Genomic DNA, 20458 nt, shown 5'->3' with positions numbered 1-20458 from the left:
TCACGGAGAAGCTGAGCGGTGGGCGGACCGGAGCATGCCATCGCTGCTGTTTTCGAACGCGCCGGCCACAGAGCTGTACGCAGACGGTGAGCCGGGACCGCCAGCACTTGCACGCCGCGCGTTGGCAGCGCATGGTCTTCGGCCGTTGTCAGGAGCGGTCTGGCCACCCCTGACCAGTGCCTTGGCCCCGTGGCCGAGCCTCGTTGCTCAAGCGCGATGAGCTGTGCCTTGCTCAGCCAGATGACGGGCCGCCAGGAAGCCGAACACCATCGACGTCCCGATCGGCGCGCCCGGCCCGGGGTAGACGTTCCCGGTCGCGGACGCGGTGGTGTTCCCGGTGGCGTAGAGCCCGGCGATCGCGTCCCCGGCCTCGGTCAGCACGCGGCCGTGCGGGTCGGTGACCAGGCCGCCTTTGGTACCCAGGTCGCCCAGGCCCAGTTGCACGGCGTGGAAGGGGCCGCGGTCGACCGGGATCAGGCAGGGGTTGGGGCCGTCGCCTTGGCCGAAGAAGCGGTCGAACTCGTCCTCGCCGCGGTGGAAGTCCTCATCCACGCCCGTGGCGGCGAAGGAATTGAACCGTGTGACCGTCGCGGTCAGCTCGGAACGCGGCAGCCCCAGCTGTCCTGCCAGCTCGTCGATTGTGTCCGCGGTGTGCCACAGGCCGGCCGCCCGGAACTCGTCGCGGTCGGGTTCGAGTTCGTTGAGGCACGGCGGTCCCTCGAACCGGTCGTCGAAGATCCAGTACACCGGCAACGCGGGCTGCCCGGACGCCTCCACGTCGAGGATCGCCTGGCCCATCTGCGTGTAGGGCAACGACTCGTTGGCGAACCGGCGCCCGGTGCCGTTCACGAAGAGGCCGCCCCCGAAGCCCACGACGAAGGCTGACGTGCCACCCGGGTAGGCGAGGTTCGGCGTCCACCACGCGTTCTCCATGTTCGCCAGCGCCGCTCCGGCCCCCTGCCCGGCGAGAATCGCGTCACCGGTGTGCGTGGCGGGCGCGTTGGTCCACTGGGCGTCGCGGCCCTGCCACTTCTGGCGCAGTTCGGTGTTGGCCTCGAACCCGCCCGCGGCCAGCAGCACTCCTCGCTCCGCCCGGATGCGGGCCGGTTCGCCGTCCCGCTGTGCCACCACGCCGGTGACCCGGCCGTCCTCGACGACGAGGCTGGTGAACGGGGTCTCCGCGGACAAGCTGACCGTGTCGAGGCCGGTGACCGCGAGCAGTAGCCTGCCGATGAGCGCTCGGCCGCCCTGGAGTTTGGTCCGGTCGACCTTCCGGCCGAAGCGATGCGCGGCGAGTGCCGGCTGCAGGCGGTCGAGGAGGTCTCCGAGATCGGCCCCGGCGAGCGGCTCGGGAAAGATGCCTCGTCCGCCGGTGACCCGTCCCGGAGCGTCGTAGTAGTCCGGAAAAGGTCCGTGGTAGAAGCGAAGGACAGGATTCCGCAGCAGGAACTCGACGAGCGCGGCGCTGTTGTTCACGTAGGCGCGCTGCATTTCTTCCGGCGCGCTGGTGCCCACGACCGCTCGCACGTACTCGAGCGCGCCCGCGGCGGAGTCCCCGACGGTTGTGCGCGCGGTCACCGGATTGCCTGGCAGCCACAAGCAGGAGCCCGAATAGCTCGTCATCCCGCCGAAGTACTCGGACTTCTCCAGCACGAGGGTGCGCAGGCCGGCGCTTCCCGCGGTGTAGGCGGCGGTCAGCCCGCCGCCACCGGACCCGACCACCACCACGTCGTAGTTCTCATCCCAGGCCGTGCTCATCGAACGGCCGCCGGGGCGAACTTGGACGCGAACGCGTGGATGGCCGAGACCACGTGTTCCAGTTCCTCGTCGGTGGTGCCGTGGCTCATGCCCAGCGACATGCCGCGTTCGAAGACCTCGTCGGCGACCGGGAGGCCGCCGGCCGGCTGCCGGAACTCCACGTTCCGCATCATCGGGTGGCGGGTGACGTTGCCGCTCCAGACCGTGCGGGTGTCGATTCCGGCGCCTTCGAGGGATTCCTGCAGATCGCTGCGGTTGAACCCGGCGTCCGCCTTGACCAGCACCGGGTAGCAGAGCCACGCGGTGTGGAAGTCTTCCAGCTGGCGGGGGAGGGAGAACAGCGTCGGGTAACTGCCGAACGCGGTGTTGTAGGCGTTGAAGATCTCCGCCCGGCGGGTGAAGTTGCGGTCCAGCTTCTTCAGCTGCTGCAGCCCGAACGCCGCGCCGAGTTCCGACGGCTCGAAGTTCCATGGCAGGACGTCGAAGATGAAGTCGTTGTCGTAGGGCACGCCATCGAGGTCTTCGCGGAACACGCGGCCGGTACCCGCCGAGCCGAACATGTGGGGCTCCGAGCGGCGGCCCCAGCGGCGCAGCATCAATCCCTTGTCGCGCAGGTGCTCGTCGTTGAGGGTGACCATGCCGCCGTTGCCGGCGCAGGTGATGATGTGGGCCATGGCGAAGCTGGTGACCGTGATGTCGCTGCGCAGGCCGGTCGGTGTGCCGCGGAGGGTGGTGCCGATCGCGTCGCAGGAGTCCTCGATCACCTTCAGGTCGTGGCGGTCCGCTATCTCGCGGATGGCGTCCCAGTCCGGGGCGTTGCCCGCGAGGTTCGGGATGAGCAGCGCCCCGGTCTTGTCGGTGATCATTTCTTCGATCTTGCCGACGTCGACGTTGTAGGTGTCCGGCTCGACGTCGACGAACACCGGAACCAGACCGGCCCGGACGATCGGCGAGACGTCGGTGGAGAACGTCAGCGGCGACGTGATGACCTCCGAACCCCGGGGCAGGTCGAGCAACTCGACCGCGAGGTAGATCGCCGACGAGCCGGAGTTGCACATCAACCCGAGCCGCTTGCCGTACAGCTCGGCGACCTTGCGCTCCATCTCCGAGACGTTCTTGCCGATCTTCAACGCGAGCCCGCCGCCGCGCAGCACCTCCAGCACCGCGTTGATTTCGGCCTCGTCGTGCACACTGCGCGCGTAGACAACGCGATCCACCATTTTTCCTCCTGTTACCGACCTGGCTGTCAGCCGCACAGGGTTTGTAACAAGCGGTGGAGCACTTCGGCTCGGGCGATCCCGGTGAGCAGGACGATGAGCACCGCGGTGCCCGCGTGCGTGTTTACCGTCGGTGTGCCGGACACCGCGAAGGAGATCTCGATGACCGCCACGCTGCGTTCGGCCCTGTCGGCCGCGGACGACGCGCTGTTGCTGAACTGCTTGGTGCAACTCACCGGCGACACGACCTTGCTGAAGAAATACGGCTCCGGCACGGTGCAGCAGCCGGACCCGAGCCGCCGGCTGATGCCGGCCACCGTGATGCCCGAGGGCCAGGCGACCGCGATGCGGGAGCACCTGTTCTCGGTACTGACCGCGGGCGCCGGGGAGCCGGCCATCGCGGTGCCCGAGTTCGCGCTCTTCCAGCGCATGGCCGAACTCGCGGTCGGTCAGCCGGTCGCCGACGAGTTCGTGCCGCTGTTGCTGGAGCAGGCCGGGTTCCAGCCCGCGCAGCCGGTGCTGCCGACCACCCGGCGGCCACCCGAATCGATGGACATCGCGATCCTCGGAGCCGGAATGGCGGGCATCGCGGCCGGTATCGCGGCGGCCGCCCGCGGGTTCCGGTACCGGATCTTCGAGCAGGCCGATGACATCGGCGGTACTTGGCGGATCAACACCTATCCCGGCGTCGCCGTGGACACGCCGAGCCTCTACTACTCGTTCTCCTACGAACTGGATCCGGAATGGACGCACTACTACCCGGCCGGTGGCCAGTACCAGGACTACCTGCAACGGGTGGTGGACAAGTACGAGGTGCGCGAGCACATCGAGTTCGACACCGAAGTCACCGCCCTTACCTGGGACGACGAGGCCCGCCGCTGGAACATCACCCTACGAGGACCGGACGGCCGCGAAACGACCACCAGCGCCGCGGCAGTCATCACGGCGGCGGGCTTCCTGAATCGTCCGTCTATTCCGGACATAGCCGGACGCGAGACGTTCCGGGGCCGCCAGTTCCACTCCGCCGAATGGGATCCCGAGGTCGACCTTTCCGGCAAACGGGTAGCGATGATCGGGGCCGGGGCCACCGCGATCCAGATCGTGCCGTCCATCGTCGGCCAGGTGGGCAAGCTCGAACTGTTCCAGCGGCAACCGCACTGGGTGGTACCGAAGTACTCCGGTGAGGGCGAAGTCCCGGAAGCCGAACGCTGGGCGCTGCGGCACATTCCCTTCTACCACCAATGGTGCCGCCTCAAGGTCTACTGGTACATGTCGGACAACCTGTACCCCAACATCACCGCCGACCCGGACTGGATGCGTGAGCACGACCTCTCCATCTCACCGGGGAACGATCGCGTTCGACGGCTGTGCCTGGGATACATCGAAAAGATGTTCGGCGACGACCCCGGACTCGCCGCCGCCATGACGCCGGACTTCCCGCCGATGGGGAAGCGGATCATCAAGGACCCGGGCGGGTACTACGAGGCACTGAGGCGGCCCAACGCGCACGTCGTGACCTCGCGGATCGATCGGATCGTCCAGGAGGGGATCGTCACCGCGGATGGTGAACTGGTCGAGCTGGATGTCATCGTCTGGGCGACCGGCTTCAAGCTGGACTTCCTGTCCGGTGTGGACATACGCGGCCGCACCGGGGTTCGGCTCGCGGACCGGTGGCAGCGGGGCGACAACCCATCGTCCTATTTGGGCGGTACCGTGCCAGGTTTTCCCAACCTGTTCGTCACGTCCGGACCCAACTCCAGCGCGGGCCATGGTGGCGGGCACAACTTCATGGTCGAGGGCGTCGTGCACTACATCATGGAGTGCCTGCAACTGGTGGTCGAGCGAGGCAGGTCGAGCATCGAGGTGACCGAGCAGGCACACGCGACGTACAACGCGGACGTCGAGGAAACGATGGCGAACACCATCTGGTGCAATTCGCCGGCCGCACACACCTACTATCGAAACCAGGCGGGCCGGGTGATTCTGCCTTCCCCGTGGCGGATGGTCGATTCCTGGACCAAACTGCGGGCGCCGATCGAGGAGCATTTCAGGCTGCGTTGATCCGTGCCGGCGACGTGAACGAACCCCTGGCCGTGCCGGCCGAGGGGTTCGCCTACCTCAGTTCAGCTGAAGTCCCACTGATGACCCCAGTAGCTGTCGGCGGTGATTTCCTCGGCCGTGTACGAGGTCTCGTCCACGAGCATGCCCTCGCACCCGATCTCCAGGTCCCAGCCGCCCGGAGTTCGCACGTAGAACGACACCATTTTGTCGTTGGTGTGCCTGCCCAGCGTCGAGGACAGGTGGTAGCCCGCGCTGGTGACGCGGTCGAGCGCCCGACCGACCTCGTCGAGGGTTTCGCATTCGACCATGATGTGCACGAGCGCCGGGGCCTTGAGATCGGCGGACGGCATGATCGCGAGGCTGTGGTGCCGGGCGTTCACGCCCATGAACCGCAGCCGGACCGGGCCCGCCTCCGGTGGGGTCGGCAGCCGGAAGGCGCCGCGAGGCAGGAAATCGAGGGTGTCCGCGTAGAACCGGTACGCGCCGTCCAGATCACTCACCGGCACCACCACGTGCCCCACACCCAGTTTGCCCGTCACGAAACGGTTTCCATACGGGGTCGCGATCGGACTGTGGTCGAGCGCCGGGCCGTAGAAGACTTCCACCGGGGTGCGGCCGGGTGCTTCGAACGCGATCCCGGCTTCGATCCGCCTGGCTTCGGCCTCCTCCAGCGTCAAGGGCTTGGTGCCGATGCCGGCGCCTTCGACCGCTGCCTGAACCCGGGTCAGGGCAAGGTGATCGCGTACTTCCCAGCCGATGCCGTCGACGCGGTCCTCGTCGCCGGACAGCACCACGATGCGTCCCGGGCGCTCATCCATCCGCAGGTACAGCGCGTCCTGCTCGGGGCCGCTGCCCTCGGCAAAGCCGATCGTGTCGAAGGCGAACTTGCGCCAGGCATCCATGTCCGTCGCGCGAATTCGCACGTAGCCCAGCGAGCTGATGTCGGTCATGCGCTTCCTTTCCGTGGCTTCAGATGAGTGCGCGCAGCGGCCCGTCGGGCAGTTCGACGCCCATCGAGGTCAGCGCGGAGGAGTGGTAGATCGGGCCGGGCGTGTGGATGGCGTGCTGCAGGCCGACGTGGGCATCGCGCCAGAATCGCTGCAGGACGTTCTGCCGTCGCACCGCGTTTCCGCCGGAGCGTCCGAAGATCTCGTCGACCGCGGCCACCGCGCGCCAGGCGCACCGGGTCTGGTTACGCCGCGCCACCGAGCGGTCCTCGAAGGTGATCTCCTGGCCGGTGTCGGCGAGGTCGTAGAGCCGGCTGATGCTGTCGAGCAACTGGGTGCGGGACGCGGCGATCTCGGTGGCCGCTTCGGAGATCGCGTAGAGCACATACGGGTCATCCTTGATCTTCGTGCCCATCGCGGTCACGCGCTCGCGCTGATAGTCGAGGTGGGCTGCGAGCGCTCCTTCGGCGATGCCGATGACGGCCGAGGTGATCCCGAGCGGGAACATCGTCCAGAACGGTAGCTTGTAGACGGTGTTGGTGCGCCCCGCGCGCTCCGCGGCGACCTCCCCGGCCGCGACCTCCTCCGAGTCGATCGTGCGGTACGCCGGGACGAAGGCTCCGTCGACGATGATGTCTTTGCTGCCCGTGCCGCACAGCCCGATGACGTCCCACGAATCGTCGACGATGGTGTAGTCGGAGCGGGGGAGCACGACGTGCAAACCCTTGGCAGGATCGGCGTTCTCGACGCGCGCGCCGAGGAAGATCCAGTCGCAGTGGTCCGTGCCCGAGGAAAAGTTCCACCGGCCGTTGAGGATGTAACCGCCGTCCGTCGGCGTGGCGATCCCCTGCGGCGCGTACGGCGAGGCGATCCAGGTGTCCGGGTTGGCGCCCCACACCTCGTTCTGCAGCCTGCGGTCCATCAGAGCCATTTCCCACGGGTGCACGCCGCCCACACCGCACACCCACCCGGCAGAGCCACACACCTTCGACACCGCCATGACGGCCTCGGCGAAGTCCCGGGGGTGCGCCGCGTAACCCCCGAAATCGGTCGGCTGCAGCAGGCGCATGACTCCTGCTTCGCGGAGGAGCTTCACGCTTTCGTCGGCGAGCTTGCCCTGGCGCTCCGTCTCCTCCGCGGTCGCCGCCAGCCGCGCGGCGACCTCCTCCACTCGGTGCACAACGTCATGCGCCATCCAGGCACCTCCGAACTGCTGTAAGGGAAAGGCCCGCGACCGGGAGCCTCCACGGACAGTAGGTCGAAGCGGTTGGCGGTGACGATCGGCGATCCCGCTGACCGGGACCTGCCACGCGACGGTGTCTACCGCGAGGACGGCGCGAGGAGCAGCCGGGCGGCTAGCCGCACTTCGGCCTCCGCCTGCTCCTCGGACATCTTGTGGCTCAGGGCCGACACGAGAACACCCCACCAGCTGTAGACGAGGAGCCGGACGGCAGCGGCGGCCTCGCTGTCCGCACGGGCGTCACCCGCGGCGTGCAGGATCTCACGGACGAGGACGGAGTCCGCCAGGTTGGCCGTTTCGGTTGCTTCTGTCTGGGCGGCCGTGTACGTCGTGGTCGCGGCCTGCACCATCGCCGCGCACAGCAGTGGCCGTCGCAGTAACTTGCGGTTCAGTGCCACCAGGCTTTCACCCACGGCCCGGACGGGATCCGTTTCGTCACGTCGCCATTCGTCGCGGACGAAGCGGCGGACCTGGGTTTCGTAGACCCTGGCGAACAGGTGTGTCTTGGACGGGAAGTAGCGGTAGAGCGTGGCGATCGCGACACCGGCGTCCTTGGCGACGTCGTGCATCTGCATCCGGTCGAACCCCGAGCGGGCACCGAGTTCGGCCGCCGACTCCAGGATGCGCTCGCGCCGCGCGGCCTGCCCTTTCGACGCAGGTTCCGCGGGAGGCCTCGCTTCGGCGATTCTCGCCACTGGTCCCCCTGTCTCTGCCCGCACCTGAATCGTGATCTCCAGGGTAAAGCCTGCGGGGCCATGGTGCGACGTTCATCCGGCGAGGGCGTCGTCACGGGTGAGGAAGGCGAGCACGGTGCTTTCCCACGCGTTCTTCTGCTCGATCATCACCCAGTGCCCGCAGTCGGGGAACACGTGCAGTTCGGCGCCGGGGATCGTGCGCATCGGCAGCAACGCCATGTCCACCGGGCTCACCCGGTCGTCACGGCCCCAGGTGATGAGCGTGCGAGCACTGATCTTGTGCAGCAGGGCCCAGTACGGCGGCCGGTCCGAGTTCGCCGCGGCGGCGCGGTTCGCGGCCATCGCCTCCCGCCCGTACATCCGGCGCGCGGATTCGAGCGTTTTCGGCTCGGTGGCGTGGGTCCAGCGTTCCTCGATCATCTCGTCGGTGACCACCGCGGGGTCGTACACCATCGAGTGCATCCACCGGACCAGTGCTTCCCTCGTCGGGTTCTCGGTGAAGTCCATCAGCAGCCTGATGCCTTCGCCGGGGGAGGGGCTGAAGATGTTCGGCCCGACCCCGCCGATGGTGACGAGGCGGCGGAAGAGATCCGGCCGCCCGATCGCGAGGTTCGCCGCGACGATCCCGCCCATCGAGTTCCCGATGACGTCCACGTGCCCGAGCCCCAGGTGGTCGAGGAACCGCAGCACGGCCTGGGGCGCGGCCACCATCGGGTGCTCGTCGACCGGGTCGCTGACCCCGAAACCCGGGAACTCCAGAATGAGGCAGCGGAAGTGCTCGGCGAACACGGCGAGATTGCCCCGGTAGTTGCGCCAGCCGGTCACCCCGGGCCCGGAGCCGTGGAGCAGGAGCAGCGGCGGGCCGTCACCGGCTTCGTGGTAACGCAGTGCGCCTTCATCGGTGCGCAGCTCTCGCAGCGTGCTCTCGTAGGTGGGTTGGGTCATGCGCGCCAGCCTCCAGTCGCCCTCAGTGATCGGAGGGACCGTAGGACGCGAGGGCCGCCCGTGCCCCACTGCGGTCCCGGACACCGGGATGGAACAGTTCATCCGAAATGGCCCGCGCCGCCCGGATCAGTAGCGGCACCAGGGCATCAAGAGGCCGGTCGAGGTCGCCGACCAGGGATATCGCGCCGACCGGATCCTCCGGGCCGGGCAGCGCCACGCCCACGCACGCGATGGAGGGAAAGCATTCGCCCCGCTCGAACGCCACGCCGTTGCGGTCGCGGACCCGGCAGAGGTCACGATGGAGGGTGCCCAGTTCGCCGATGCTGTGCGGGGTGCGCCGGCCGACCCCATCGCGGTATTCGGCGTCGACCAGTTCGGGCGTGAGCCAGGCGAGCATCGCCTTGCCCAGTGCCGTGCAGTGGGCAGGTGCACGGGCACCGACGCGCGATGGCACGTCGACCGCCGATCTCCCGCCGATCTTGTCCAGGTAGTACACCTCGGTACCGTCGAGCACAGCGAGGTGGACCACCAGTTCGGTGCGGACGGCAAGCTCGTGGAGCTTGGGGGCGGCAGCGGCGCGCAGGGCGCTGTGGCCGATCTCCCGTCCGCCGAGCCCGAGTGAGCGCTCGCCGAGCCGGTAGCCGACGGTGGTGTGGTTCAGCCAGCGCACACGTGCCAGCTGCTCGAGGATCCGGTGAGCGGTGGAGCGGGGGAGCCGCGTTCGCCTGGCCACCTCCTCCAGGGTCAGGCGGGTCTGCGGCCGCTCGAACAGGTCCAGGATCAGCGTCATCCGCTCGACCATCGACGGCGGCAGTCCCTGGTGCTCGACGGCGTACCCGGCATTCGCGCTCAACGTTGAGGTCATGCCTACACCTCCCGGCGAGACTGAAATCAATTCTAGTTACACGCTAGCAGCGGGTGGCGTGGATGAGAAGCGGGCGAAGTCCCGGTCACCGGGACGGCGGGTGCTCGCCGGGGCCGGCCGGTCCTAGCTTCGGCGAATGCCCACTCCTGAAGTGATCGCCGACCGCGTCAGGCAATACCTGAGCGCGGTGGAAAGCGGTACAGCTGCCGAGATCGCGTCCTGCTACACCGAGGACGCGACCGTCGAGGACCCGGTGGGTACCGAGTCGCACCGTGGTCGCGAGGCGATCGTGCGGTTCTACTCCGCGATCGAAAACGCGCGGCGGAAGACCGAGCTGATCACCCTCAGGGTCGCCGGTTCGAGTGCGGCGTTCCACTTCCGCGCTCGGATGGAACTGGCGGACGGAGCCACCGAGATCGACCCGATCGACATCATGACCTTCGACGAGGATGGCCGGATCACGGGTATGCGGGCATTCTGGAGTCAGCCGGATCTCCGGGCCGGGCGGTGACGCCCCGTCCCCGTCCGGTTCGGACAGTGCGATCGGCCGGCGCGTGCACCGACGTCGGCACGGTGGCGGCTGTGTCCTGTTCACCGGGACGGCCGCTGTGGTGCACGGATCAGGCCCCTTAGCGTCAGGCTCCGCTGTGGCAGGTGCCCCGGCGTCCCGGCCGCTTCTGGCGAAAGGCAAGTCATGTTCTCACCGCTGGCCTTCTTCTCGTTCGTCCGGCTCACCGATCCCGCGCGCCACCGGGACTACAACGAGTGGCATCAGCTGGACCACCGGCCTGAGAACCTGTTGCTGCCAGGCGTGATCTGGGGTGACCGCTGGGCCAGCACACCGGACTGCGCGGAACTCACGACGGCGCCGGCCACCGAGTACGACGCTTTGGACTACATCGCGATGTACTGGTTCCGTGCGCCCGCCGAGCAGAGCGTCGCCGAGTGGACGGACCTCGGCGAGCAGTCGTTCCAGTGGGGCCGGCGGCCGGAACTTTCCTATGTGGAGCGTCCATTCCTCGGCTTCTTCGAGCCGGTCAAAGGATATGCTGCGCCACGGGTGCTCGTGTCGGCCGAAGCCTTGCCGTTCCGGCCGAATCGCGGTATCCGGCTGACGCTCACCCGCGTGCCGGATCCGCACGGCATCGAGGCCGAGCAGGCTTTCCGCTGGCACGACACGGTCGGCATGCCGGGCCTGCTCGCGCTTCCCGGCGTCGCCGGTGGCTGGACCTTTTCGTTCCAGCGCGCCCAGCGCCACCCCGTTTCTCCCCATGACGGCGGCCCGGATCTCTCGCCGGGATCACTTCGGCTCCGGTTGCTGTTTCTCGACGAGGATCCGGTGCGCATCGAACCCGAAATCCGTGGCCTGGAGGCAAAATGGGCGGAAGAGGGCGCATCCGGCGCGGCCGAGGAACTGCTGCTGTCGGGTCCGTTGCGGACCATCATCCCGTGGCAGGACTGGTGATGGTCCGCACGCGGTTCACGACCGTTCCGCCGCGTCCAGGTCCGGTGCCCAGACCACTCCGTTGATGTGCGCCCCGCCGTCGACGAACAGCGTGTTGCCGGTCAGGTACCGGCACGCCTCGCTTGCCAGGAAGACCGCGACCGGAGCGATATCCGCGTAGGAGTCACCCAACCTGCCCATGGGATTGGCGGAGTCGGCGAGCGCTTCGATCTCGGGATTGCCCTGGATCGCGCGCTCGAAGGCCGGGGTCTTGGCGGCCGGGCAGACCGCGTTGACCGTGATCCCGGTCGGTGCCCATTCGCGCGCCGCGGTGCGCGTGAGGGTGCGCAACGCCTCCTTGGCGGTGTTGTATTCGAGTGTCCCGATATGGGCGTTGACGCCGTTGAGGCTGCACATGTTGATCACGCGCCCCCACCCGTTGGCCCGCATGTGCGGGAAAGCGGTGCGCATCGCCCAGAACGGGCCGAGATAGCCGAGCGCGAACCCGTGTTCGAGCTGCTGAGTGGTCTTGTTCTCGACCCGGCCGACCGAGCCGCCGCTCCACGCGTTGTTGACGAGGATGTCGATGCGGCCGTACGCCTTCACCGTCGTCTCGACAGCGGCCTCGACTTGATCGCGCTCGGCCACGTCGGTGGGCACGTGGACGCCGCCCGTGGACGCGGCGATCGCCACGCCGGACCCCCGGTCGGCGACGGCGATCCGGGCGCCTTCTTCGGCGAATCGGCGCACGATGCCTTCGCCGATTCCGGCGCCACCACCGGTCACCAGCGCCACCCGGCCGTCGAGCGCGCCGCTCATGCCGGCCGCCCCAGCACACCGGCGCCGAGCAGAGCGCGTGCCTCCGCGCCGCCGTCCAGCAGGCGGGCCGTGCGGTGCACGATGCGCCAGCCTTCCGGCAGGCGCCGGAGCCGGAAGAGGCTGCCTCCCGCCCGGAAGATGCGGAAGCCGTCGTCGTGATGCCGGATGAGCATGGAGTCGCAGACGGCGATCGCCTCGTCGTCCTCGACGGTCACGTGCGCCGGTCCCAGGAAATGGCAGCAGCCGCCCTTGATCAGGCTCTGGTGGTAGTCGGAGCCGACCATCGCCCGGACGTCGTTCCTGGACCGCATGTGCCAGCCCTCCACGTCGTACTCGCCGTCTTCGGCCCACAACGCAGCTGCCGAGTCGGCGTGGCCCGCATCGACCAGGGGGCCGTACGACGCGATCAGCCGGGCGATCTCGACCTCGTCTTCCAGACGTCGCAACCGCCGCGCCAAATCCGCCACGTCGTCGGTCATGCTCATCGTCCTTCCTCCCACCCGACCTCGTCGGCGAGCTTGCGCAGGGTGGTCAACTGATCGCAGTAGTGGGCACAGGACTCGGCGCTGATGGCGACCTTCGCCACGGTCGCGCCCGCGGTGGCCAGCTCCCGCAACCGCTCGGTGGTGCCTGCCACGTCACCTGTCGGGTTGAGCGGTTCGCCCGCGGACAGCACGACCTCGAAACCCTCCGGCGGGTCCATTTCGGACAGCAGGTGAGCGATCTCGGACGGCGGCAGTCCGAAGGGGATCCAGCCATCGGCGAGCCTGAGCGCGCGGCGCAACGAGCGCGCGGTCCGGCCGCCAACCCAGAGCGGCACCCTTTCCTGGACCGCGTGCGGTTCCACGACCATGCCACCGAACGTGTAATGGGTGCCGGTATACGCGGGCTCGGATTGCGACAGCGCCGATCGCAACGCCCGCAAGGCATCGTCTGCTCGGGCGCCCCGGTCCTCCCAAGCCGCGTCGAGCAGTGCGAACTCCTCGGCCAGCGAGCCGACCCCGACGCCCAGCACCAGGCGGCCCCCGCTGACCCGGTCGAGTGTGCCGTACCGCTTCGCCAGCTCGAGCGGATGGTGGTAACCGAGGACCACGACCGCGGTGGCGAGCCGGATCCGGCGGGTGCACGCGGCGAGGTAGCCGAGCGTGGCCAGCGGATCCCAGTACACGGCGCCGCGCGCGGCCGCCGCTTCGGCAGGCACCGCGACGTGCTCCGAGCAGGTCAGATGATCGAAGCCGAGTTCGTCGGCTGTCTGGGCGATCTCGGCCAGGTCCTCGATGGTGGCGGTGTGTTCCCAAGCCGAGTGCGCGCGAGGTACCTGGACGACCACCGGCGTGGATAAACCGATACGCATCGTCAATACCTACCGCGTCGCCCGCTCAGCTGATCCGCTCGCGTCCCGTTGACCGGGACTTGATCGAGTGACCTGCTCAGTGGACTGGGTCGTCAGCGGGCGCGGCGGATGGCGTTGATGAGGAATCCGGACACGACGGCCAGGGCAGCGGCGATGATGAACGGGCCCCGGTAGCCGAGGCCCGCTCCCAGCGCGAGGCTCGCGATGCCGGGGGCGATCAGCGACGGGGCCGTGTTGGCGACGTTGAGGATGCCCATGTCCTTGCCATGGCTGGCCTGGTCGGGCAGGACGTCGCTCATCAGGGCCTGGTCGACGGCGATGTAGAAGCCGTAGGCGACGCCGGCGATGCTGATGAACAGCAGGAAGGTCGTGCGCGACGGCGCCAGGATCAGCGGCAGGAACGCGGCGGCGATCACCCAGGAGGCGAGCGTGACCAGCGGCTTGCGCCGGCCGATCTTGTCCGAAAGCGGGCCCGAAACGAGCGTGCCGAGGCCGCTGGCCACGGCCATGACGACCCCGGACAGGCCGATCGTCGCGGCGACGGCACCGGAATCCAGGCCGACGTAGTCCTGCAGCACGTACAGTTGGTAGAGGATCACGCAGTAGAAGGCGAGCAGCAGCACCAGCCGCCCGAACAGTGCGAGCAGGTAGTCCCGGTCTTTCGGGATCCGGAAGGTGGCCAGCACTTCCCGCAGCGAGAAGGCTTCGCGCTGGTCCCCGCGGTTGTCGCGGTCGGGGGCGAAGAGCACGAAGATCAGTGCGGTAAGCACGATGATCCACGGCACGAAGCGCAGGCCGTTGCGCAGGTCGTCCAGGAACGCGGCGCCGACGATCGAGCCCAGGATGCCGTCACGGGCGGACACTGGCGCTGAACTATTGACGCAGGTGAAACATATAAATGGGCACTAGGCGAAATTTTCCGACACCGTGTGGAATTGTTTAAATGCAAACTCATAATCCCTTGGCTGCGGGTTCGAGCCCCGCCCGGCCCACTCTTGTATCTGGCCTCTGACCTGCTGGTCAAGAACCCGCAACCGGTCGCGTCGGATAGTGTCGAGTGAAGTCGAACAAGACCTTTTCGGCCGCTTGGCAGCGGCCCCGCCTGGTCGTTGATGTTGACCGCGAGTGCCAGTTTCTGTCGAAGCATTCCCGAAACCCGGAGGCGCGATGGCCGGCGGCCCAAGGGGCGTCATCCCCCACCAGGAGCGCCGCTTCCGCTGAGCAGTTGGGTGGCGGCGAACCCGGCGTACACCGGATCGGTCACGGCGAGTTCGTCGTGCGTGCCGACCGCCCGGACCATCCCGTGGTCCAGGACCACGATCCGGTCCGCCTGGGTGACCGTCGAGAGCCGGTGCGCCACCACGAGCACGGTCGTGGTCTTCGCCACGGTGGCCACCACGTCCCGGATGGCCAGCTCGTTCACCGCGTCCAGCTGCGAGGTGATCTCGTCGAGCAGCAGGAGGCGAGGACGGCGGATCAGGGCACGAGCCAGCGCGACCCGCTGCCGTTCACCACCCGAGAGGAGGCCGCCGCGGTGCCCGACCGCGGTGTCCAGGCCATCCGGCAGGCGGTCGACGAGCGCGTCCAGCCGGGTCCGCGCCACCGCGTCGCGGATCTCCTCCTCGGTGGCCTCGGGCCGTCCGTAGACGAGGTTGTCGCGCAACGTCCCGGACAGCAGGGGCGCGTCCTGCTCGACGTATCCGATCGCCGCGCGCAGGCTGGGCAGCTGCCAGTCCGCGAGGTCCCGGCCGTCCAGCCGGATGCGGCCGGAGGACGGCTCGTGGAACCGTTCGAGCAAGGCGAACAGCGTGGACTTCCCCGCGCCGGAAGGCCCCACGAAAGCGGTCATGCCGCAGGCGGGAACGTGGAAGTTCACCCCGCTCAGCACCTCCGGAAGCTCCGGGCGGTACCGGAACCGGACGTCCTCGAAGACCAGGTCCGCCGCCTCCCGCCCGGCGCAGGCCGGCTCGGTCCCGCCGGAACCCGCGGCCTTTTCGACCGGCATCATGTCCACTTCGGACAGGCGGCGCACCGCCGCCAGCCCGACCTGCAGCCTGCTGCCACCCTGCAGCAACCGCCCGATCGGCTCCTCCAGGTAGAACAGGTACAGCAGAAAAGCGACCAAAGTGGACAACGGAATGGCACCGGTGGCCACGCGCGCACCGCCCACGGCCAGCACGGCGAGAAAAGCGCCCTGGATCGCGACGGTGCTGGAACCGTGCACCAGCGACTCCCACCGCGCCGAGCGGACTCCGGCGCGCCACGCGCGCTCGGCTCCCTCCTCGATCGCGGCGATCTCCCTGCTCTCCGCACCATTGGCCTTGACGGTCCGGAAGGCGCCGAGCGCGCGCTCCATCCGCGCACCTGCCTCGCCGACCGCTTCCTGCGCGGCGCGGGTCGTCTTTTCGATCATCGGCATACCCGCGTACGCCAGCAGGCCGACCAGCAGCAGCACCGCGGCGGTGACCCCGAGCAGGACGAGGTCCATCACGCCCATCATCACGATCATCACCGCGACCGTCACGGTGCCGATGACCAGTCCGGTGAGCGCGTGGGTGCCCACTTCGCGCAGCAGGGTCGAATCGCTGGTGAACCGGGCCAGGAGATCACCGGGCTCGGCACGCTGCACGGCAGGTAGCCGCAGCGAGAGCAGCCTCCTCGCCAGCCGCTTCCTGGCCCCCAGCACGACCGACTCCGCCGCACGTTCGAGCAGGTAGTCACCGGCCGTCGCGATCGCGGCACCGGTGAGCGCGAGACCGACCAGCAACACCAGGAAACCGGTGATCGCGCCACTCGTGCCCAGCCGGTCCACGAGTGCCTTCGCCGCGAGCGGCTGGACCGCCGCGGCGAGGCTGCCCAGCAGGACCAGCAACCCTCCGAAAAGGATGGTGCGCCGCTGCGGCCGGACGTAGCGCACGAACGTTCGCCAAGCCGTGCCGTCGATCGGGGTACGCACAGTGAAACAGCTCCGTTGTTCTTGTTCCGTCGTCTCGAAACATCTTCAGTGCACGGGCACGGTTCGCGGTATCGGTGGACCGGCCGGAAAGTCCAGCCGACCGGCGGGGCCGATACCGACACCTGCTGGATGGGCGGCGGACTCCGGCCCTGCGAGATTCGGGATATGTCGCAAATCGAATCCGTTCAAGGACCGCACCCTGGCCCCTTGCCCGAGTCCGCCGTGCCGGACCCGGCCGGTCCGTCGACGGCACGGCTGGTCGGGGTGGACCTGGCCCGCGCGCTCGCCGTGTTCGGCATGTACGCCGTGCACCTCGGACCGGCGCCGACCGCGGTGAGCGGGTTCGGCGGCTGGCTGCTGGGACTGGCGGAAGGCCGGGCTTCGGCGTTGTTCGCCACCCTCGCGGGGTTCTCGCTGATGCTGATCGCCGGCCGTCTGGAACCGAAAACCGGTTTGGCGGGACGGCAGGCGCGAGCCCGGATCGTCATCCGCGCCGTGATCCTGTTCGCGATGGGCACCGTGCTGGCGATGACCGACGCCGGAACCGTGGTCATCCTCGCCTACTACGGGGTGTACTTCCTGCTGGCGTTGCCTCTGCTGCGACTGCGGGCCAGGACCCTCGCGATCATCGCGGCGGTGCTCGCCGTGGTCACCCCGCTGGCGAAGTTCGGCCTGTCGGCACTGGTGAGCGGGTCCATTGAGGACACCATCAAGGCGTACGACCCGCTCAAGCGGCTCAACGACGTCGGCGTGCTGGACATTCTTCTCACCGGCCTCTACCCGGCCATCACCTGGATGACGTTCGTGGTCGCCGGGATGGCGCTGGGACGGCTGGACCTCGGCTCCGGAGCGGTGCGGCGACGGCTCGCCGCGGTCGGCGCCGCGCTCATCGCGTTCGGCTACGGACTGCCTTGGCTGCTGGCCAAGTTCTTCGACGGCCTCCGGGAAGCCGCGGAGCAGCCGTGGGGCCGTGGCGCCGAGAAGGCGGGTTCGGCGTCCGTCGAAGCGATGGCCGAAGGCGGGAAGTTCATGGCCGAAGGCGGACCGAAGGGGATGGACGGATCGGGCTGGGGCCTGTTGCTGGCCAGGCCGCACAGCTCCTCCACCTTCGACCTGATCGGCAGTGTGGGAATCGCGATCATCGTGGTGGTGGGTGCGACGGTGCTGCTGACCCGGCTGTCGTGGCTGAGGCGGCTGCTGACGCCGGTCATCGCCGTGGGCACCATGTCGCTGACTCTCTACGTCGGCCACTTCCTGGTGGGCGAGCAGATCGGGGCCCTCGGAAAGGGCCAGGGCGCCGGGAACTCCGCCACGGTCCTGTTCGGGTTCATCATCGGAGCCACCGTCTTCGCCTGGCTCTGGTCCCGTTTCTTCCGCCGCGGGCCGCTGGAGTACCTGCTCCACCTCGCCACCAAAGCCGCGAAGTTCGTCCGATGACCCCTCTCGTGGGTGTCGCGTTCGTTCTGGTCGCCATCGCTTTCGGGGCAGCTCTGCTCGTCCTGCGATTCCAGCGGATGGCGGAAGAACGGCAGCTGGACGACGCCAGGGCCGAGTCGCGGCGCTGGGTGGAGCGGCTGGCCGGTCAGGTCATGCATCTCACCGGCACCAACACCGCGGCGCGGCAGGCACTGGCCGATGCTTCGGAGCGGTACACCGCCGCGGGTTCGCGGCTGGGCCTGGCCGGGACGGTCGAGCAGGCGGAGCTGGCCAAGGAGACCGCGGTGGAAGGCCTCTACTACATCCGCGCGGCGCGGGTCGCGATGGACCTGGCGCCGGGGCCCGCGCTGCCGGAGGACACCGAACGGGCGCGGGCGGGAGTGGTGACGGAACACCGGAAGGTCGAAGTCGGCGGCGAGAGATACGAAGCCTCGCCCCGGCCCGGGCAAGACACACCGCACCACTACCCCGGCGGCGAGGTCGCCGGGCGCCCGGTGCCGCGGGGCTGGTACAACCGGCCGTGGTGGAAGGCGGCGCTGGTCGGTGGCGCGTGGGAGTCCGGGGCGGCCGTGCTGTTCGGCTCGCTGCTCGCCGGAATGGTGGGTACCGCCGGTTTCGGCGAGGGCCGGGACCGGCGAGCGTGATCGTGGCACCGGTGCCTATTCTCTTCCCGGTGGTCCGGCAGCGGCTAGGAGCGGAATGTGATCCGGGTAGTGGTGGTCGACGATGAGGCGCTGATCCGTTCGGGATTCCAGCTGATCCTGCGCGCCGCCGGCGACATCGACGTGGTGGCCACCGCGACCGGTGCGCAGGCGGTGCGCGAGATCGGCGTGCACAAACCGGACGTCGTGCTGCTCGACATCCGCATGCCGGACGTCGACGGCCTGACCATCCTGCGCCAGCTGCGCGCCATGCCCGAACCGCCCATCGTGGCCATGCTGACCACGTTCGACTCCGACGAGTACATCGCCACCGCCCTCCGGTCGGGCGCGGCGGGCTTCCTGCTCAAGGACACCGAGCCCGAGCACCTCGCGCAACTGGTGCGGACACTGGCCAGCGGCGGGGTGGTGCTCTCGCCCAAGGTCACTCGGTCCGTTGTGGACGGATTCCTCGATTCGGGCGCCGGTGCGGAGGCCGTCGACAGCGTGGCCCGGCTGACCGACCGGGAGCGCGATGTACTGGTGCTGATCGCCGAGGGACTGTCCAATGCGGACATAGGTGCCCGGGTGCACCTCAGCGTCGGCACGATCAAGGACCACGTCAGCGCCATCCTGACCAAGCTCAAGGTGAACAGCCGGGTGCAGGCGGCACTGCTCGCGCAACGGGCCGGGTTGCTGCGCGACGGAGACTGAGCCTCAGCCCGTCTGCTGGCCCGGCGCCGCGGGCAGGGCCAGCTGCACCCGGTACCCGCCGCCGGGTGTCGGGCCGGCGGCCAGGGTCCCGTCCAGCAGCTCGGCGCGCTCCCGCAGGCCGATCAGACCGTGCTGGGCACTCGGCAGGGAGAGCGTTGGCCTGGTCGGCGGGCTGTTCGTGATCGTCACCCCCATGCCGTCGTCGTGGTGCCACAGGTGCACGGCGGCGGTCGCCCCCGGTGCGTGCTTGCGCACGTTGGTCAGCGCTTCCTGCACGGTGCGGTACACCGCCCGCTGGGTGGCGGCGTCCACATCGGCGGGCAACTCGCCCTCGATCGTGGTCTCGATGCCGCTGTTGGCCACCAGCGACGGCAGCACCGCGAGGGTCGGCTGTGGCGCGAGATCCGTTGCCGCGCCACCGGATGCACGCAACAACGCCACCATGTGACGAAGCTCGTCGAGGGTGTCGACGCTGAGCCGCCGGATGGCCGACGCGACGTCCTTTGTGTCCGGGCCCGCCGGGGTGACCTGCAGTACGCCCGCCTGCACCGCGATGAGACTGACCTGGTGCGACACCACGTCGTGCATCTCGCGCGCCAGCTGGGCCCGTTCCTTGGCCAGGACCGACTGCTCGGTCAGCAGCCGCTCGTGATCCCGCGCCTCGTCGATTTCCTTGAGCCGCAAGGTCAGGTCCCTTCGCGCCTGCACGAGCTGCCCGAGCACGGCCGGCGCCGAGCCCATCATCAGCGTGTAGATCACGTCGATCAGGGCGGACCGTCCCGATTCCACGTCGAACTGACCGTTCCACGGCCCGGCGTAACCGGCGATCACGATCACCGAGCACAACGTGAGCACGCGCCGGTCGCGGGTCTTCTCGGCGACGCTGTACAACGCGACCAGCACGGCGACGATCGATACCGAAAACACCAGCATCGGCAGCGTCAGGACGAAGCACACGTAGGGGTGACGCCGCCGGACCAAGAGCGCGAGGATCGCGACACCGGCGGCGACCGTGGAGTCGATCCCGGCGTGCTCGAGGCCGAGCCACGCGTCCAGCACGGCCAATCCGATCAGCGCCACGTCCCCCGCCCACGCGGGAACGCGGTGCTTCGCGCCGGTGCCTGTTCGTTCCTTCACCCGGTCATTATGGGCTTTCCGCGCCACCGGGGTGAAAGCGCGCTCGCGGCGCGCATGGTCCATCCGGCAGGTGGCTGGTTCACCCCCGCCGATCGGCTGGACTGTCCGGCCTGCCGTCCGGTTGTGGGTCCGGTTCACGCCGCAGTCCATCGTGGACGGACCAGACCGCGCTTACCGTGGCGGCAGAAGTCGCGGTGCCCAGCACCGCACGGCCGAGCGAACAGGGGTGGT

At 68.8% G+C, this 20458-nt stretch carries 20 protein-coding genes; 6 read left to right on the top strand and 14 right to left on the bottom strand.

The features are described from left to right. Window positions 1-207: 207 nt before the first annotated feature. The 3 genes from YIM_RS36490 to YIM_RS36480 are packed head-to-tail and all read right to left on the bottom strand — an operon-like array spanning window position 208 to window position 3148. Entirely contained in the window at window positions 208-1758 is a 1551-nt protein-coding gene (locus YIM_RS36490; RefSeq protein ID WP_153034710.1) for an FAD-binding protein, read from the bottom strand. Continuing rightward, window positions 1755-2978 (bottom strand): DegT/DnrJ/EryC1/StrS aminotransferase family protein, encoded by a 1224-nt coding sequence (locus YIM_RS36485; protein ID WP_153034709.1) that lies wholly within the window; start codon window positions 2976-2978, stop codon window positions 1755-1757. The genes YIM_RS36490 and YIM_RS36485 overlap by 4 nt, the downstream gene beginning before the upstream one ends. Window positions 2979-3004: 26 nt before the next feature. Beyond that, window positions 3005-3148, bottom strand: coding sequence for a hypothetical protein (locus YIM_RS36480; protein ID WP_153034708.1), 144 nt, complete (start codon window positions 3146-3148; stop codon window positions 3005-3007). Between YIM_RS36480 and YIM_RS36475 the strand changes: the two genes are divergently transcribed. Continuing rightward, complete coding sequence (locus YIM_RS36475) at window positions 3138-5036, top strand: NAD(P)/FAD-dependent oxidoreductase (RefSeq protein WP_153034707.1); 1899 nt, start codon at window positions 3138-3140, stop codon at window positions 5034-5036. The genes YIM_RS36480 and YIM_RS36475 overlap by 11 nt on opposite strands. Before the next feature lie 62 nt (window positions 5037-5098). On the opposite strand, the gene YIM_RS36470 is transcribed toward YIM_RS36475, so the two are convergent. From YIM_RS36470 to YIM_RS36450, 5 genes are all read right to left on the bottom strand, one after another. Continuing rightward, window positions 5099-5986 (bottom strand): VOC family protein, encoded by an 888-nt coding sequence (locus tag YIM_RS36470; RefSeq protein WP_153034706.1) that lies wholly within the window; start codon window positions 5984-5986, stop codon window positions 5099-5101. A gap of 19 nt (window positions 5987-6005) precedes the next feature. Continuing rightward, entirely contained in the window at window positions 6006-7178 is a 1173-nt protein-coding gene (locus YIM_RS36465) for an acyl-CoA dehydrogenase family protein (RefSeq protein ID WP_153034705.1), read from the bottom strand. Between the two features lie 125 nt (window positions 7179-7303). After that, a complete protein-coding gene (locus tag YIM_RS36460) occupies window positions 7304-7918 on the bottom strand; it encodes a TetR/AcrR family transcriptional regulator (protein ID WP_194239865.1) in 615 nt (204 codons plus the stop codon). A gap of 72 nt (window positions 7919-7990) precedes the next feature. Next, a complete protein-coding gene (locus tag YIM_RS36455; RefSeq protein WP_153034703.1) occupies window positions 7991-8863 on the bottom strand; it encodes an alpha/beta fold hydrolase in 873 nt (290 codons plus the stop codon). Window positions 8864-8885: 22 nt separating this feature from the next. Then, window positions 8886-9728, bottom strand: coding sequence for an IclR family transcriptional regulator (locus YIM_RS36450; protein WP_228004256.1), 843 nt, complete (start codon window positions 9726-9728; stop codon window positions 8886-8888). A gap of 136 nt (window positions 9729-9864) precedes the next feature. Between YIM_RS36450 and YIM_RS36445 the strand changes: the two genes are divergently transcribed. Beyond that, entirely contained in the window at window positions 9865-10239 is a 375-nt protein-coding gene (locus tag YIM_RS36445; protein ID WP_153034702.1) for a nuclear transport factor 2 family protein, read from the top strand. 183 nt (window positions 10240-10422) lie between these two features. Beyond that, the gene (locus YIM_RS36440; protein ID WP_153034701.1) at window positions 10423-11193 is read left to right on the top strand and encodes a hypothetical protein; all 771 of its coding nucleotides are present in this window, start codon (window positions 10423-10425) and stop codon (window positions 11191-11193) included. Window positions 11194-11208: 15 nt separating this feature from the next. Here YIM_RS36440 and YIM_RS36435 read toward each other — a convergent pair whose 3' ends face one another. From YIM_RS36435 to YIM_RS36415, 5 genes are all read right to left on the bottom strand, one after another. Next, a complete protein-coding gene (locus YIM_RS36435) occupies window positions 11209-11991 on the bottom strand; it encodes an SDR family NAD(P)-dependent oxidoreductase (RefSeq protein ID WP_153034700.1) in 783 nt (260 codons plus the stop codon). Further along, window positions 11988-12476 carry a nuclear transport factor 2 family protein gene (locus YIM_RS36430; protein ID WP_228004255.1) on the bottom strand — a complete coding sequence of 163 codons (489 nt, stop codon included), beginning with the start codon at window positions 12474-12476 and terminating at the stop codon, window positions 11988-11990. The genes YIM_RS36435 and YIM_RS36430 overlap by 4 nt, the downstream gene beginning before the upstream one ends. Continuing rightward, window positions 12473-13345 (bottom strand): LLM class F420-dependent oxidoreductase, encoded by an 873-nt coding sequence (locus YIM_RS36425; protein WP_153034699.1) that lies wholly within the window; start codon window positions 13343-13345, stop codon window positions 12473-12475. The genes YIM_RS36430 and YIM_RS36425 overlap by 4 nt, the downstream gene beginning before the upstream one ends. Window positions 13346-13437: 92 nt before the next feature. Further along, on the bottom strand, window positions 13438-14208 hold the full coding sequence (locus tag YIM_RS36420) for an MFS transporter (RefSeq protein WP_228004254.1): 771 nt from the start codon (window positions 14206-14208) through the stop codon (window positions 13438-13440). Between the two features lie 326 nt (window positions 14209-14534). Beyond that, entirely contained in the window at window positions 14535-16301 is a 1767-nt protein-coding gene (locus YIM_RS36415; RefSeq protein WP_153034697.1) for an ABC transporter ATP-binding protein, read from the bottom strand. Window positions 16302-16508: 207 nt separating this feature from the next. Here YIM_RS36415 and YIM_RS36410 point away from each other — a divergent pair, with 207 nt between their 5' ends. From YIM_RS36410 to YIM_RS36400, 3 genes are read left to right on the top strand one after another with little or no spacing between them, the layout of a single operon-like run. Further along, window positions 16509-17738 (top strand): DUF418 domain-containing protein, encoded by a 1230-nt coding sequence (locus YIM_RS36410; RefSeq protein WP_228004253.1) that lies wholly within the window; start codon window positions 16509-16511, stop codon window positions 17736-17738. Continuing rightward, window positions 17735-18382, top strand: coding sequence for a hypothetical protein (locus tag YIM_RS36405; protein ID WP_153034695.1), 648 nt, complete (start codon window positions 17735-17737; stop codon window positions 18380-18382). Before YIM_RS36410 ends, YIM_RS36405 begins: the two co-directional genes overlap by 4 nt. 57 nt (window positions 18383-18439) lie before the next feature. Next, the gene (locus tag YIM_RS36400) at window positions 18440-19090 is read left to right on the top strand and encodes a response regulator transcription factor (protein ID WP_153034694.1); all 651 of its coding nucleotides are present in this window, start codon (window positions 18440-18442) and stop codon (window positions 19088-19090) included. A 3-nt stretch (window positions 19091-19093) separates the two neighbouring features. Here YIM_RS36400 and YIM_RS36395 read toward each other — a convergent pair whose 3' ends face one another. After that, on the bottom strand, window positions 19094-20227 hold the full coding sequence (locus YIM_RS36395; RefSeq protein WP_228004252.1) for a sensor histidine kinase: 1134 nt from the start codon (window positions 20225-20227) through the stop codon (window positions 19094-19096). Window positions 20228-20458: the final 231 nt, after the last annotated feature.

The organism is Amycolatopsis sp. YIM 10 (genome assembly GCF_009429145.1).
Classification (GTDB): domain Bacteria; phylum Actinomycetota; class Actinomycetes; order Mycobacteriales; family Pseudonocardiaceae; genus Amycolatopsis.
This window is presented reverse-complemented; position numbering and strand designations above follow the sequence as displayed.

Bases quoted from the DNA above. Each gene is read 5' to 3' on its own strand.
- YIM_RS36435 (WP_153034700.1), bottom strand. From the start codon at position 11,991: ATGAGCGGCGCGCTCGACGGCCGGGTGGCGCTGGTGACCGGTGGTGGC.
- YIM_RS36485 (WP_153034709.1), bottom strand. From the start codon at position 2,978: ATGGTGGATCGCGTTGTCTACGCGCGCAGTGTGCACGACGAGGCCGAA.
- YIM_RS36475 (WP_153034707.1), top strand. From the start codon at position 3,138: ATGACCGCCACGCTGCGTTCGGCCCTGTCGGCCGCGGACGACGCGCTG.
- YIM_RS36465 (WP_153034705.1), bottom strand. From the start codon at position 7,178: ATGGCGCATGACGTTGTGCACCGAGTGGAGGAGGTCGCCGCGCGGCTG.
- YIM_RS36425 (WP_153034699.1), bottom strand. From the start codon at position 13,345: ATGCGTATCGGTTTATCCACGCCGGTGGTCGTCCAGGTACCTCGCGCG.
- YIM_RS36440 (WP_153034701.1), top strand. From the start codon at position 10,423: ATGTTCTCACCGCTGGCCTTCTTCTCGTTCGTCCGGCTCACCGATCCC.
- YIM_RS36430 (WP_228004255.1), bottom strand. From the start codon at position 12,476: ATGAGCATGACCGACGACGTGGCGGATTTGGCGCGGCGGTTGCGACGT.
- YIM_RS36450 (WP_228004256.1), bottom strand. From the start codon at position 9,728: ATGACCTCAACGTTGAGCGCGAATGCCGGGTACGCCGTCGAGCACCAG.
- YIM_RS36470 (WP_153034706.1), bottom strand. From the start codon at position 5,986: ATGACCGACATCAGCTCGCTGGGCTACGTGCGAATTCGCGCGACGGAC.
- YIM_RS36490 (WP_153034710.1), bottom strand. From the start codon at position 1,758: ATGAGCACGGCCTGGGATGAGAACTACGACGTGGTGGTGGTCGGGTCC.
- YIM_RS36405 (WP_153034695.1), top strand. From the start codon at position 17,735: ATGACCCCTCTCGTGGGTGTCGCGTTCGTTCTGGTCGCCATCGCTTTC.
- YIM_RS36455 (WP_153034703.1), bottom strand. From the start codon at position 8,863: ATGACCCAACCCACCTACGAGAGCACGCTGCGAGAGCTGCGCACCGAT.
- YIM_RS36445 (WP_153034702.1), top strand. From the start codon at position 9,865: ATGCCCACTCCTGAAGTGATCGCCGACCGCGTCAGGCAATACCTGAGC.